Source organism: Nitratidesulfovibrio oxamicus (genome assembly GCF_015731765.1).
GTDB classification, from domain to species: domain Bacteria; phylum Desulfobacterota; class Desulfovibrionia; order Desulfovibrionales; family Desulfovibrionaceae; genus Cupidesulfovibrio; species Cupidesulfovibrio oxamicus.
The window spans coordinates 21,464-35,881 of the sequence record NZ_VRYY01000551.1 but is presented as its reverse complement, the minus strand read 5'-3'; the positions used below and the strand labels follow the sequence as shown (position 1 = coordinate 35,881).

General features: G+C 64.5%; 14 protein-coding genes. 8 read left to right on the top strand and 6 right to left on the bottom strand.

The features are described from left to right. Positions 1–216 precede the first annotated feature (216 nt). Entirely contained in the window at positions 217–921 is a 705-nt protein-coding gene (locus tag FVW20_RS15470) for a queuosine precursor transporter (RefSeq protein WP_196610304.1), read from the top strand. Between the two features lie 213 nt (positions 922–1,134). Here the strand turns inward: FVW20_RS15470 and FVW20_RS15465 are convergent, their stop codons facing one another. Next, positions 1,135–1,536, bottom strand: coding sequence for a GntR family transcriptional regulator (locus FVW20_RS15465; RefSeq protein ID WP_231039154.1), 402 nt, complete (start codon positions 1,534–1,536; stop codon positions 1,135–1,137). Here FVW20_RS15465 and FVW20_RS15460 point away from each other — a divergent pair. The 4 genes from FVW20_RS15460 to FVW20_RS15445 all read left to right on the top strand — a co-directional run bounded on the left by FVW20_RS15460 (position 1,535) and on the right by FVW20_RS15445 (position 4,872). After that, the gene (locus FVW20_RS15460) at positions 1,535–2,329 is read left to right on the top strand and encodes an ABC transporter substrate-binding protein (protein ID WP_231039153.1); all 795 of its coding nucleotides are present in this window, start codon (positions 1,535–1,537) and stop codon (positions 2,327–2,329) included. The genes FVW20_RS15465 and FVW20_RS15460 overlap by 2 nt on opposite strands. A 71-nt stretch (positions 2,330–2,400) precedes the next feature. After that, positions 2,401–3,198, top strand: a complete 798-nt coding sequence (locus tag FVW20_RS15455) for an ABC transporter permease (protein ID WP_196610303.1) — start codon at positions 2,401–2,403, stop codon at positions 3,196–3,198. A 3-nt stretch (positions 3,199–3,201) separates the two neighbouring features. Further along, positions 3,202–4,080 (top strand): ABC transporter permease, encoded by an 879-nt coding sequence (locus FVW20_RS15450; protein WP_167125319.1) that lies wholly within the window; start codon positions 3,202–3,204, stop codon positions 4,078–4,080. A gap of 42 nt (positions 4,081–4,122) precedes the next feature. Continuing rightward, complete coding sequence (locus tag FVW20_RS15445; protein WP_167125317.1) at positions 4,123–4,872, top strand: ABC transporter ATP-binding protein; 750 nt, start codon at positions 4,123–4,125, stop codon at positions 4,870–4,872. A 90-nt stretch (positions 4,873–4,962) separates the two neighbouring features. Here FVW20_RS15445 and FVW20_RS15440 read toward each other — a convergent pair whose 3' ends face one another. The 3 genes from FVW20_RS15440 to mgtE form a co-directional block, all read right to left on the bottom strand. Beyond that, entirely contained in the window at positions 4,963–5,145 is a 183-nt protein-coding gene (locus FVW20_RS15440) for a hypothetical protein (protein WP_196610302.1), read from the bottom strand. Positions 5,146–5,153: 8 nt separating this feature from the next. Continuing rightward, positions 5,154–5,840: a hypothetical protein gene (locus FVW20_RS15435; RefSeq protein WP_196610301.1), complete on the bottom strand. Its 687-nt coding sequence runs from the start codon at positions 5,838–5,840 to the stop codon at positions 5,154–5,156. A gap of 207 nt (positions 5,841–6,047) precedes the next feature. Next, positions 6,048–7,457 carry a magnesium transporter gene (gene mgtE, locus FVW20_RS15430; protein WP_196610300.1) on the bottom strand — a complete coding sequence of 470 codons (1,410 nt, stop codon included), beginning with the start codon at positions 7,455–7,457 and terminating at the stop codon, positions 6,048–6,050. Positions 7,458–7,829: 372 nt separating this feature from the next. On the opposite strand from mgtE, the gene nadC reads away from it, so the two are divergent. From nadC to nadB, 3 genes are all read left to right on the top strand, one after another. Then, positions 7,830–8,738, top strand: a complete 909-nt coding sequence (nadC, locus tag FVW20_RS15425; RefSeq protein ID WP_196610299.1) for a carboxylating nicotinate-nucleotide diphosphorylase — start codon at positions 7,830–7,832, stop codon at positions 8,736–8,738. A 1-nt stretch (position 8,739) separates the two neighbouring features. Next, positions 8,740–9,789, top strand: coding sequence for a quinolinate synthase (locus FVW20_RS15420; protein WP_196610298.1), 1,050 nt, complete (start codon positions 8,740–8,742; stop codon positions 9,787–9,789). A 293-nt stretch (positions 9,790–10,082) separates the two neighbouring features. Then, positions 10,083–11,675: an L-aspartate oxidase gene (nadB, locus tag FVW20_RS15415; protein WP_196610297.1), complete on the top strand. Its 1,593-nt coding sequence runs from the start codon at positions 10,083–10,085 to the stop codon at positions 11,673–11,675. Positions 11,676–11,956: 281 nt separating this feature from the next. Here nadB and larB read toward each other — a convergent pair whose 3' ends face one another. Further along, positions 11,957–12,712, bottom strand: coding sequence for a nickel pincer cofactor biosynthesis protein LarB (larB, locus tag FVW20_RS15410; RefSeq protein ID WP_196610296.1), 756 nt, complete (start codon positions 12,710–12,712; stop codon positions 11,957–11,959). Between the two features lie 67 nt (positions 12,713–12,779). Next, the gene (gene larC / locus FVW20_RS15405) at positions 12,780–14,327 is read right to left on the bottom strand and encodes a nickel pincer cofactor biosynthesis protein LarC (RefSeq protein WP_196610295.1); all 1,548 of its coding nucleotides are present in this window, start codon (positions 14,325–14,327) and stop codon (positions 12,780–12,782) included. Positions 14,328–14,418 lie beyond the last annotated feature (91 nt).

Genomic DNA, 14,418 nt, shown 5'->3' with positions numbered 1-14,418 from the left:
GGGCGGCATGGTTCGACCAGACGCACGCCGTGCCTCGGACGGGCGCCATCATGCTTGGCCCGGGCGTGCGGTACGGCTTGACCCGGCGCGCGGCGTGGCGTAAGCCCCCCGTTCCGCCGCCCACCTCCCGCAGCCCGTACCCTTCGCCGCCTTTTGCGCCGTCATCCGACCTTGCGGGCTCGCTTCGCGGCCCATCTCGCTTTTCCGGAGTTCCGCATGAACGAACTGCTTTGGCTGTGCTTCGCCCTGTTCGACATGGGCATCACCGTACTCATGCACCGCCTGTTCGGCGCCGCCGGGCTGCATGCCCTCATCGTGCTCAACCTGATGGTGTGCAACATCCAGGTACTGAAAACCGTGACCCTGTTCGGCATGACCACCACCCTCGGCAACATCGTGTACGCCGGGGTGTTCCTTGCCACCGACATGCTGGGCGAATTTCACGGCAAGACAGAGGCGCGCAAGGGCGTGCTGCTCGGCTTCATCACCCTGCTGCTGGGCACGGCCTACATGCAGGCCTCGCTGCTGTACGCCCCGGCCCCCTCCGACTTCGCCCAGCCGCACCTGGAAGCCCTGTTCGGCCTGCTGCCGCGCCTGGCCGGCGCCAGCCTGCTGGCCTATCTGGTCTCGCAATACCACGATGTGTGGGCCTACCACTTCTGGATGCAGCGCACCGGTGGCCGCCACCTGTGGCTGCGCAACAACGCCAGCACCCTGGTCAGCCAGGTGCTCGATTCCTCGGTGTTCTGCCTGGCCGCCTTCACCGGGGTGTACCCGTTCGAGGTGGTGCTGGAGATCATGCTGACCACCTACCTGTTCAAGGCCGTGGTGGCCCTGCTGGACACCCCGTTCATCTACCTGGCCCGCCGCCTGCAGCGCGCACGCCCGGCGGACGCCCGCGCAGCCGCTGCGGCTGGATGAAAACCGGGCTACCGGCACTGCCTGCCCGCCAGCCGCCAGTGCTGCCACGGCATGGCGAGCGTCCATGGCACGCAATGCGCCGCCCCGCGTTCCAATATGAAAAGGCCGGGCTCCTCAGGGAGTCCGGCCTTGTGTTTGTCTGTCCGCTGCGCGGCCGTGAACGGTCTTTCGTCCGCACGACCAGGCGGACCTTGCCGCCCTGCTGATGCGGCCCTACCCGCCAGCACCGGAAGAGTCCACCAGGGTGCCAACAAGCGGCGCCTGCCCGGCGGTGCCATCCTTGTCGTACACGTACGCGCCAATGGCGCAGCGGAAGCGGTACTTGTCGCCCCGGTGCAGGGCGCGGCCGAATTCCACGGCCCGCCCCGTATCGGTGTAGACTACGCTCTCCACCCAGATGCACGGGCAGTTGTCGCCGATCTTCAGGTACTTGCGCTCATTCTCCGTGGGCATCACCGCCCCCAGTTCCTGCCGTGAATGCAAAAGGCGTATGCCGTAGTCCTCGTGCAGCACCTTGTAGAGCGCGGTATCCAGCTTCTTTTCCAGAAAGTCCGGAACCATGTCCGTGGGCAGGATGGAGCGTTCAAGCACCAGCGGCACGGGCGGCGTGCCCATGATGTTCGGCGCGCTGCGCCAGAACGCCTACCTCATCGCCATCGCCAACGACGAGTCAGTGACCAATGCGGTGCTGGTGCGCCCGGACAGCCCCATCCTGAAGACCAAGGGCTTCAACCCCAAGCACCCCGACGTGTTCGGCTCGCCTGAAAGCGTCAAGGGCAAGACCATCCTCGCCACCACCATCTCGTCCGGCCACTACGCCATGAGCCTGTGGCTGAAGTCGCTTGGCCTGACCGACAAGGACGTGACCATCAAGAACATGGACCCCGCCCAGTGCGTGGCCGCGTTCGAAAAGGGCATCGGCGACGCCGTGGTGCTGTGGGCCCCGCAAATGTACAACGGCCTCAAGAAGGGCTGGAAGGTTGCCTCCGACGTCAAGACGGCGGGCGGCTTTGTCCCCATCGTGCTCATCGGCGACAAGGAATACTGTGACAAGAACCCCGAAGAAGTGGCGCGTTTCCTCAAGGTGTACTTCCAGGGCATCGACGCGCTGCGTGCCGAAGGCGTGAAGCTGGCCCCCGAATACGCCCGTTTCCTGAAGTGGGCCGGGCTGAACATGACCGAAGAAGAAGCAAAGATGGACCTGGAACTGCACCCGGTGTTCACCTTGCAGGAACAGCTGAAGATGTTCGATGCCTCCACTGGTGAAAGCCAGGTGCAGGCATGGCAGAAGGACCTGGTGAAGTTCTTTACCGAACTCGGCAAGCTGAAGCCTGCTGAAGGCGAGAAGCTGCTGACCGGCTACTACATCACCGACAAGTTCCTGAAGCTCGTGCCCACCGTGAAGTAACCGTTTCCGCACGGCGCCCGCCCGCGCGGGGCGGGCGCCGCTCCCCTCCACCGCCGACACCGGAGGCATGCATGACCGCATATCGCGAGGTTGTCGTAAGAACGCCGCTGGCGCTGAAAATACTGCCCATCGTCAGCGTGGCCACGTTCTTCATCGCATGGGAGATCGTCGTGCGCACCGGGGTCGTGCCGGACACCATGCTGGCCGCGCCCACCACAGTGACGCAACTGCTGTTCGACAAATTCACCAACGTGGACCCCGACGGCGCACTGCTGCACCAGCACGCCTGGGTCAGCATCCAGGAAGCCTTCGGCGGCTATTTCCTGGCCCTGGCCGTGGGGTTGCCGCTGGGGCTGGCCATGGGCTGGTTCAACGTGGCCGAGGGCCTTGCGCGGCCCATCTTCGAGATCATCCGGCCCATTCCCCCCGTGGCGTGGATACCCCTGACCATCTTCTGGTTCGGCATCGGGCTGCCCGGCAAGATATTCATCATCTGGCTGGGGGGGCTGGTTCCGTGCGTCATCAACGCCTACGTGGGGGTCAAGATGACCAATCCCACGCTCATCCAGATGGCCCGCACCTACGGGGCCAGCGACTGGCAGATTTTCAGGCAGCTGTGCATCCCTTCCGCCCTGCCCATGGTCTTCGGCGCCCTGCAGATCGCGCTGGCCTGCTGCTGGACCAACCTTGTCGCGGCGGAACTGCTGGCCGCTGACGCGGGCCTGGGGTTCATGATCACCATGGGCCGTCGCCTGGCCATGCCCGAAATGGTGGTGCTGGGCATGTTCATGGTGGGGCTGACCGGCGCCTTCATCGGCGTGATCATCGACAGGGTGGAAAAGCGGCTGCTGGCCGGAATCAGGAGGTAGACCATGTCGCAGGAAGCCACGTGCAGCGCCGCAAGCTCTTCCATCGCCAACGAGACCGTGGGGCAGGTGGTGGACCGCGGCCCCATCAGCCTGGGGCGCATCCTCACCAACCGCTGGTTCCTTCATACCGTGTCCATCGTAGCGTTCTTCTGGTTGTGGGACTGGCTGGCCCGCTCCAACGTGCTGGGCGCGGGCAGCAGCGTCCTGGCCCGCCCGCATGAAGTGCTGGAACAGCTGGCGGTGCTCACCCGCGAGGAACTGGCGGAACTGACCCTTTGGGGCCACGTGTGGGCCAGCACCCAGCGCGTGGTGATAGGCTTTTCCATCGCCGCCGCCATCGCCGTGCCGCTGGGGCTGTTCATGGCGCTGAACCGCTACGTCAACGCCATCGTCAAGCCCCTGTTCGACCTGCTGAAGCCCATGCCGCCCATCTCGTGGATATCCATATCCATCCTGTGGTTCGGCATCGGCGAAACGTCCAAGGTGTTCATCATCGTGCTGGGCACCTTCGTGCCGTGCCTGCTCAACGCCTACAACGGCGTGCGCCTGGTGGAGCCGGAACTGTACGACGTGGTGCGCATGCTGGGCGGCAAGCGGCGCGACGAGATATTGCACGTCTGTTTTCCCGCCTCGTTCCCGGCCATCTTCGCTGGGCTGCAGATATCGCTCAGCATCGCCTGGACCTGCGTGCTGGCGGCGGAACTGGTCAGCGCCCGTTCGGGCATGGGGTACATCATCGTGCAGGGCATGAACCTGTCGCAACCGGCCATGGTCATCGGCGGCATGGCGGTCATCGCGGCGGCGGCGTGGGGCACCACGCTGCTGGTCACCGCGCTGGAACGCAAGCTGTGTCCGTGGAAGCGCAAGATCGTGGGCCTGTAGCCCCACCGCCGGAACCCCAGCCCCAAAGGAAGGGACGACGCCGTGATCGAATGCCGCAACGTGAGCAAGACCTTCATCCAGAAGGGCAGTCAGGAAGTCCCGGTGCTCGAGGACGTGAGCATCGACGTGCAGGCCAACGAATTCGTGGTCATCCTCGGCCCCGGCCAGAGCGGCAAGAGCACGCTGCTGCGCATCATCGCCGGACTGGAAACGCCCACCACCGGCACCGTCATCCTTGACGGCGAGCCAGTGACCGGGCCGGGGGCCGACCGGGGCTTGGTGTTCCAGGGGTACATGCTGTTTCCGTGGAAGACCGTGCTCGGCAACGTGGAAATGGGGCCGAAGCTGTGCGGCCTGCCCAGGGACGAAGCCCGCGACATCGCCATGCACTACATCGACCTGGTGGGGCTGAACGGCTTTGAAAAGCACTACCCGCATCAGCTTTCCGGCGGCATGAAGCAGCGCGTGGGCATTGCCCGCGCCTACGCCAACAAGCCACGGGTGATGCTGCTGGATGAACCCTTCGGCCAGTTGGACGCCCAGACGCGCATCTTCATGGAACAGGAAACAGAGCGCATCTGGCAGACCGACAAGCGCACCGTCCTCTTCGTGACCAACAACACCGACGAGGCGCTGTTTCTGGCCGACCGGATCGTGACCATCGAGGGCAAGCTGCCCGGACGGGTGCAGCGCACCTACACCGTGGACCTGCCCCGCCCTCGCGACCTGACGGGCAAGCACTTTCTGGAGATGCGCCGCGAGATCATAGACGCCTCGGTGCTCACCCTGTAGCCCGCGCGACGGCGGGCTGCCGCACCGAACGGCCAAGGGCCGGTCCCACCATGGGGGACCGGCCCTTCACAATGCTATGTTGAATAAATCTTACTTCCTACGGTCATCAACTTCTTTTGCAACCCCCTTAAAAGGTTTGCCATCTTGCTTAACGTCCATAAATTTCCCGGTATCTGTGTCCCTTTTAACCCACTGTCCAGTCTTCGGATTCTGCACTTGAGTGCGATCATTAACCGCGCCATTACGGTGTCCATCACCAGTATTCTTCGCCATAACACCTCCTATGCAACGTTCCAAAGGTGATAAATTTCTGCGCACGCAGCCGCAACATCATTCATATTTCGCTTATATGTTTTTGGAGCAATGAAACACTTCCCAGCAAACACATCAACCACAGTACAATTTTTATATGAAACAGCACTCTCACTCGACGTTACTTCTGATAAATATCTATACAAAACAGACCCCACAAATTCTGATGCATCTTCTGTTAATGGATTATTCTTACTGAAATACAACTTAACGCCACCAACAATTGCATTATCTTGTGATGGGGCTAACAGAATAATTTCAGGACACACGCTGACATCTACGCCAGAAATATTCATTTTTTCTGGATTATCGATACCTCTGACGGGATTAAAGCCATTCAAGGGAATGCTCGCTGACATCCTCAAAAAAGCCCGCAGGGCTGATGCGCATAGTATTGCCGTATCTTTTTGCCACTTTGTTTCGTAAGAGCCTGAGAAGCCCTCTATCGCTCTATTCACTGGCCTGACATCAGCCCCACCTGATACTAAGCAATCTTGAATTATCCTTTTAGCTTCTGCGTACCTTGCAACTATGAAATCAGAAGGTTCCTTTTGATCCCGTATAATCGTACGCCTGCGACCTGGCTTAGAAACAAGATATTCTCCCAATTTATTTAATGAAATCCTAGGAGAAGTGCGCACTTTACCCACTACCATATGCTCACCTCACGTTTTTTTAAAAACCACACGTATACAATCGCGCATACTTCATCAGGATATATTTAGCAACGAGACTAAAACAATCTTGAATGCACACATAAAATACAACACAAAAACAAAGAGGCCCCATCGCAAGATGGAGCCTCTTCGTTTTTTGCTTTACTATCAACAGCAAAAGTTCCCGCGTTCCCTGGGCAAAGACACCTAAAACAATACCAGCGTCGCCAGCCCCAGAAAGATGAAAAAACCCGCACCGTCGGTGATGGCCGTCAGGAAGATGCTGGACGCCTGCGCCGGGTCACGCCCCACGGCCCGCAAAATGAGCGGAATGGACGCCCCGGCCAGCGCGCCCAGCAGCATGTCCAGCAGCAGCGCCAGCGACATCACCGAGGCCAGCTTCCACGACCCGGCAAACGCCCACACCGCGCACAGCACCAGCAGCGCCACAATGGCCCCGCTGGACAGGCCGATCTTGGCCTCGCGCAGCACGGCCCACCATGCCTTGCGCCGGTCGAACCGCTCTACCGCCAACTGCCGGATCATCACGGCCAGCGCCTGCTGCCCGGTGTTGCCCGCCTGGTTGGCCACCATGGGCATCAGCACGGCCAGCACCGCCATCTGGGCGATGGACCCTTCGAACATGTACACGACGGACGCCGACACCGCCGAGTTCAGCATGTTGATGACCAGCCACGGCAGACGCTTCAGCACCGATTCGTGCCACGGCGTGTCCACGGTTTCGTCCGTGCCCGCGCCCACCATGCCCAGCATGTCCTCGGACGCCTCGTCGTGGATGATGTCGATGATGTCGTCGTGGGTGACCACGCCCAGCAGGCGGCCCTCGTAGTCCACCACGGGCATGGCCATGAAGTTGTAGTGGCCCAGCAGGTGCGCCACCTCTTCCTTGTCCTGGTCGAACAGCACGGAAATCAGCCCCTGGCCGCGCACCTCGTCCCGCAGTTTGTTGCCGGGCTTGCACAGCATGATGTCGCGCAGCGAAAGCACGCCCACCAGCCGGTCCTGCTCATCCACGACATAGGCGTAGTAGGGAATTTCCTTGTCTTCGATCTCGGCGCGGATTTGCAGGATGGCCTGGTCGGCGGTCAGGCCGTGGTCGAGGATGATCACCTCGGTGTTCATGACCCCGCCCGCCGTGTCCGGGTCGAAGGCCATGAGGTGGCGGATTTCCTCGGCGTCCTCGGTTTCGAGGCTGCTCAGCAGGACGTCGCGGTGGTCTTCGTCCAGTTCGTCCAGCACGTCCGCCGCGTCGTCGGGCGACATTTCGGACAGGATCTGGGCGGCCACGTCGGCATCAAGGTTCTCCAGCAGGTCGACGCGTACATGCTCGTCAAGCTCGGCCAGTGCGTCGGCGGCGTCCTCGGCGGGCAGGTGGCGCAGCACGCACACCTGCCGTTCCAGCGAAAGATTCTCCAGGTGGTCGGCAACGTCCGCGGGGTGGGCGAACTCGGCGTCTTCGCCGGGCGTGGCGGGATCGCGGCATTCCTCGGGCAGCACTATGATGCGGCAGGCGTCCCCGTCGTCGCGGGGGGCGCCATCCACGCATTCGCGGTCGTGCTCGTGACCGCGCTCTTGTCCGTGTTCCTGCCCGGCCATGCAACCCCCCTGCCCGTTATCCTGTGAAGCCGTAAACCGCGTGCAGCATGCGCGCTGCCGCGACTGCGCAAACGGGACAAACCACCCCGGCTGGTCGAACTGCGCCGGTCATGCGCCAACGTCAGCCTTTCCGGCCCCGACCGGCGAGATTCGCGAGCATGCCACCCCACATGCCCGTTCCGTGTGGCGGTAAGGCGGCATCGGCTTGACGAAAGCGGGGCAGCCTCCTACTACACGGCAAGCGCCCTGTCCGAGACGCCTCGCGTGGCGCAGTTCGCGGCGCATCCCGTGAGGCGGCGAAACCCCACCGCGCGGCGCAGGCTCGGCGCGGGGCACCCTGCGTGTATCATCTAGCCAGTGGCGGCACAATCCATGTCATCGCATACCGTACCGGATTTCGACGCCTTCTTTGCGGGACAGCCCCGCGAACACCTGCTGGCCGCCATAGACCTGGCCCTGCTGGAGGACGGCCCCGACCTTACCAGCGACGCCGTGTTCGGCCCCGTTGACCGGCTGGCCGCCCAGATCGTGGCCAAGCAGCAGACCCTGGTGGCCGGGCTGCCCATTGCCCCGCTGGTGATGGAACGCTGCGCCGCCCTGCTGGAAAGCCCGGTGGTAGGCGGCTGGACGTGGACTCCCCATACCGCGGACGGCGACGAACTGTCGCCCGGCTCCATCGCCGCCGACATCGAAGGCCCGGCGCGGCTGGTACTGAAGGCGGAACGGGTCATCCTGAACTTCGTCTGCCACCTGTCCGGCATCGCCAACCTTACCCGCCGCTACGCGCACGAACTGGACGGCACCGCCTCCCGCCTGCTGGATACGCGCAAGACCCTGCCGGGGCTGCGCTTTCCCGAAAAGTACGCGGTGCTGGTGGGTGGCGGGCAAAACCACCGCCGCACCCTGGCCGAAATGCTGATGCTGAAAGACAACCACATCGACGCCGCCGGGTCCATCACGGCCGCCGTGGCGGCGCTGCGCGCGGCCTACGCGCCCTGCCCGCCCATCGAGGTGGAATGCCGCACCCTGGACGAGGTGCGCGAGGCCGTGGCCTGCAAGGTGGACCGCATCATGCTGGACAATATGGACCTGGCGCTCCTGCGCGAGTCGCTTGCATTGGTGCCCACTGGCATTGAAACCGAGGCCAGCGGCGGCGTCACCCTGGAAACGCTGCGGCAACTGGCCGAGGCATCTCCCCACGGGCCGGATTTCGTCTCCGTGGGCAGGCTTACCCACTCCGCCCCGGTGGCGGACTTCAGCATGCGCATACGCAAGGCATGACATGACCGCACAACCTTCCCAGAAAGAGCGCATCGCCGCGCTGCGCGCCGCGCTCGGCCCCGACCTGACCATCATGGGCCACCACTACCAGCACGAATCTGTCATCCGGCACACCGATCTGCGCGGTGATTCGCTGGAACTGGCCCGCCGCGTGGCCGACACGGACGCCGCCGCCATCGTGTTCTGCGGGGTGTACTTCATGGCGGAATCCGCCGCCCTGCTGGCGCGGCCCGGCCAGAAGGTGTACCTGCCGGAGCATTCCGCCAACTGCGTCATGGCGCAAATGGCCCCGGCGGAACGGGTGGACGCGGTGCTGCGCGCCCTTCAGGCCGATGGCCGCAAGGTGGTGCCGCTGGCCTACGTGAACACCTCGCTGGCGGTAAAGGCCGTGGTTGGGCGGCACGGCGGCGCGGTGTGCACATCCGCCAACGCACGCACCATGCTGGAATGGACCCGAAACCAGGGCGACGCCGTGCTGTTTCTGCCGGACAAGAACCTGGCCCGCAACACCGCGAACCTTCTTGGCATTCCCGATGAAAGGCGGCACATGCTGGACGTGCGGTCTGCCAGTTTTAGCGCCGACGTGCTGACCGACTCGGCCCGCCGGGCGGAACTGCTGATCTGGCCCGGCTGTTGCGCCATCCACGCCCGGTTCAACCTGCGCCAGATGGAAACGGCCCGCGCAGCACACCCCGGCTGTCGCATAGTGGTGCATCCGGAATGTTCGCCAGAGGTGGTCAACGCCGCCGATGCCGCCGGGTCCACCACCACCATCATCCGCTTTGCCGACGAGGCCCCCAAAGGTTCTACCGTCATCATCGGCACGGAAATCAACCTCGTGCGGCGGCTGGCCCGCCAGCATGCCGGGCGGCTGACCGTGCTGCCCCTGCTGGAAAGCGCCTGTTCGCACATGGCCCGCGTGACAGAGCCCAAGTTGCTGCACACCCTGGAGGGCGTGGCGGCGGGCACGGAAGCCCCGGTCACCGTGCCCATGGACCTGCACGAACCCGCCAAGGCAGCCCTGCAACGCATGCTGGACGCCTGTGCCTGAGCAGGCGTAGGAAGAAACAGCGGCCCGCGCGATGCCCGCCGATATACGGGCGCCGCGCGGGCCGACAAGCATCCTGCGTCCGGCCTGTCCAACCTGGCTGGCCTGGCTGGCCTGGCTGGCAGATATGGACCAAGCCGCTTTGGTTCTGGTTGATTTGGCCCAGACCCGAAACGATTTTTCCCCGCCCGCGCCAGCCGCCCCTTTCGCCGCCGGAAGTGCCCCGGCAGGTGCAAGGCCCGGCGCACGGACACCGCACCACATCCCCCACGCCGCCACTTCGCAAGGGACCCGCCATGAACAATTCCTCCTACCGCCTGCACACTCCGGTACTGGTCATCGGCTCGGGCATCGCCGGGTGCACTGCCGCGCTCACCCTGGCCGACCAGGGCATCGAAGTGACGCTCATCAACAGCGGTCAGCAACTGGACAGCGGCAATTCCGCCCTGGCCCAGGGCGGCATCGTGTTCCGCGCGGGCGACGGCGACCCCCGCCAACTGGAAAGCGACATCCTCATCGCCGGGCACCGCCACAACCACCTGCGCGCGGTGCGCCACATCGCGCGCAGCGGCCCAAAGGCCGTGCAGGACATCCTTGTGGACCGGCTGCACATCCCCTTTGCCAAAGGGCGCACCCCCGAATGCGAATGGGACCTGACCATGGAAGGCGGCCACGGGGCGCACCGCATCCTGCACTGCGCCGACTACACCGGACGGGCCATCATGGACGGGCTGATGGCGGCTGTGAACGACGCCCCCAACATCCGCGTGCTGTCGGAACGCACTGCCGTCGACCTGCTGACCAGCCACCACCACGCCCGCAACAACGAATTCCGCTACCAGCTCAACAACCAATGCGTGGGGGCCTACGTCTTCAACGAGCAGTTGCGCCGGGTGGAAACCATCCTCGCCGACGTCACGGTGCTGGCCACCGGCGGCATCGGGCAGGTGTACCTGCACACCACCAACAGCCCGACCTCCATCGGCTCCGGCGTGGCCATGGCCAGCCGCGCCTTCGTACGCACCGAAAACCTGGAGTACGTGCAGTTCCACCCCACCGCCCTGCTGCATCGCAGTTCGCGCAGGTTCCTGGTCACGGAGGCCATGCGCGGAGAGGGCGGTCGGCTGGTGAACGGCAGCGGCGAGCATTTCATGGAACGCTACGACCCCCGCGCCGACCTTGCCCCGCGCGACATCGTGGCCCGGTCCATCGTGGAGGAAATGCTGCGCAACGGCGAGGAATGCGTGTACCTGGACGCCCGCCACATGGAGCAGGACCCGTCCGAGCGCTTCCCCACCATCTTCGCCCGGTGCATGGAACTGGGCATCGACATCCGGCGCGACCTGATTCCCGTGGTGCCCGCCGCACACTACTTCTGCGGCGGCATCCTTACCGACCTGACGGGCCGCACCACCCTGGAACGGCTGTACAGCGTGGGCGAATGCAGTTGCACCGGCGTGCACGGGGCCAACCGCCTGGCGTCCACATCGCTGCTGGAAGCCCTGCTATGGGGCCGCACCGCCGCAGAGGACATCGCCAAACGCTCCGGTGCCCAGCGTGGCCTTGGCAAGCGCCTGCGCGACTCCATCCCCGACTGGCAGTCATCCGGCGACGAACGCAACGACGACCCGGCCCTCATCGCGCAGGACTGGGCCACCATCCGCCACACCATGTGGAACTACGTGGGCATCACCCGCACCCGCAGCCGCCTGCAACGCGCCTTCGAAGACCTGCGCGACCTGTCGCGCCACCTGCACGACTTCTACAAGCGAACCCCGCTCTCCAAGCCCCTCGTGGACCTGTTCCACGGCTGCCAGACTTCGTACATGGTGACCATGGCCGCGCTGCGGAACAAGCAGAGCCTGGGGTGTCATTACCGGGTAGATTAGGGAGCGGTTTTTTGTACGCCTCCGGCGGGCAGGGGGCGATGCCCCCTGCCCCCCCGTACTGGGTAACTGTTTTCCCATCACCTAACGGAACTGCGTCCTCATCGGCGGCAATCCGCTATCAAGTGCAAACGCGAAGAACCGCCCTTTGGGCGGTTCTTCGCGTTGAAAAGGAGTGCAGGGGGAGACAGCGCGCTGCGATCGCCATCCGTAACACTCGAAGACGCGTGTAACGGCTGCCGTCCCTGCCCGCCGGAGGCTTACAAAAAGCTTCTCCCCCTCGCCTACTCCGCAAACAGGTTGTTGATGCGACACGCGGCGCAGGCCGCGCCGAACCCGTTGTCGATGTTGACCACGGTAACGCCGCTGGCGCACGAAGTGAGCATGCCAAGCAGCGCGGACAGCCCGGCGAAGTTGGCCCCGTACCCCACGGATGTGGGAACGGCGATGAGCGGCTGCGACACAAGGCCGCCCACCACGCTGGTGAGCGCGCCTTCCATGCCCGCCACCACGATGAGCACGCGGGCCTTGCGCAGTTCGTCCAGCCGGTCGAACAGGCGATGCACGCCCGCCACGCCCACGTCGGAGATGACCCACGCCCTGCTGCCCAGCATCTCGCAGGTCACGCGGGCCTCTTCGGCCACGGGCAGATCCGAGGTGCCAGCGGTGATGATGCCGATCTCGCCGGGCTTGAAGGTCAGTTCGCCGTGCAGCATGGTCAGGGTGCGGCCAAGGGGGTTGTAGGTGGCCTCCGGGCAGGAGGCCAGCACGTGCTCCGCCATTTCCGGCGAGACGCGGGTGGCCAGCACATGGCTGAGGCCGCGCAGCCGGGTGAAAATCTCCGCCACCTGTTCGGGCGTCTTGCCCGCACCGTAAACCACTTCCGGAAAACCGTTGCGCAGCTTGCGGTGCATGTCGAAGCGGGTGTGTCCCATTTCAAGGTACGGCAGGTCGCGCAGCTGCGACATGCCCTTGTCCACATCGATGGTGCCCGCTCGAATGCCTTCCAAAAGGTCCCGCAGGGCGTCTGTCCTGTCCATGTCGTCGTCCGTCAAGGCGGCGCGCCGCGCGGGCGCTGCCGGTATCATTGTCAAAAATCGTGTCGTATTAAGTGCGGGCTTTCCCGATAGCCAGATACACGTCGGCCAGAGGAATGCCATGCTTGCGCGCCAACGCCTTGCAGTCTTCCAGTTCCGGCTTGGCGCGCAGCACCTCGCCGTCCAGCAGGGCCAGCTTCATGGTCACCGGCCCCAGCGGGGTTTCCAGCCGCTCGAAGCGCGTTTCCAGCACCAGCTTGTCGATGGGCACGCTCTTGATGCCCAGCGTGGCGGTGTGCCGGAACAGCAGCCGCGCGAAGCGTTCCTGCTCGCCCTGTGCGCAGAGCAGCGAAACGCAGGTGGCGGGCCGCCCCTTCTTCATCATGATGGGCGTGAAATGCACGTCCATGGCGCCCGCTTCCATCAGCGTGTCCATGGCCACGGCCAGTTGCTCGGCGGTCATGTCGTCGATGTTGCATTGCAGCAGGCGCGCGGGCTCCGTGGGCAGCGGAACTGCGGTTCCGGATGCGATCCCGGATGTGATCTCGGACGCGGCCCCGAATGCGGCGGGGAATGCCGTGGCTGAGGCACCGCCAGCCGCCAGACCGGCGTGCGTTGCATCCACCTCGGCCAGGTGCACCCGCAGCAGGTTGGGCAGTTCGGTATCGCGGTGGCCGATGCCGTAGCCGGTGCGCTGCACGGCCATGCGCGGCGCGGCGGTGAAGCGGGACACCAGCGTGGCCAGGATGGCCGCGCCCGTGGGGGTGGTGGTTTCGTGCGGGCTGGCCCCGCGTGTGGTGGGAATGCCGGACAGGATTTCCGCCGTGGCCGGGGCGGGCACGGGCATCAGCCCGTGGGCGCAGCGCACGAAGCCGCCGCCAAGCTCCACGGGCGAAGCCCAGGCCGCGTCCACGCCAAGGCGGTGATAGCAGATGGCCGCACCCACGATGTCCACGATGGAGTCGGTGGCCCCCACCTCGTGAAAATGCACCTCGTCCACCGGTTTGCCGTGCACCCTGGCCTCGGCCTCGGCCAGCCTGCGAAAAATCGCCAGGCTGGTGCGCTGCACCTGTTCCGGCAACGTACTGGCGGTGATGATGGCCTCTATGTCCGGCAGGTTGCGGTGCGGCGGGTGATGGTGCCCGTGGGGGTGCGGGTGCGCATGTGCATGGCCGTGCTCGTGGCCATGCCCGTGGTCATGTCCGTGGTCATGGGCATGAGCATGATCGCGCCCGGCATGGTGCGCCGCCTCGTGCGGGTGGGCGTGATGGTGGCCGTGGTGATTCCCATGGTGATGGTCGTCATGTTCGTGACGCGCGTGGTGATGCCCATGGTCATGCTCCTCATGCCGGTCGTGCCGGTGTGGGTGGCCATGATCATGCCCGTACCCATCCCCCTGCCCGCAGTCCTGCCCTTCGTGCGCCAGCGCCACGTCCACACGCAGGCCGGCAATGCCCTTGCGCATGTCGGACGTCACCCGCAGTTCGAACTCGTGGTCCAGCTCCAGCTTCGAAAGTTCGGCCCGCAGGTAGTCGGGCTCCACGCCAAGGGACAACAGCGCGGCAAGGTGCATGTCGCCGCTCATGCCCGCGAAGCAATCGTAGAACAGTATCTTCACGCCGGGTAACCCTCTGGTGGCGTAGGCCATCGCAGCCCGCACGGAACGGGCGGTGAGAACGTGTGTGCATCAACACCCGGACCTGAAACCA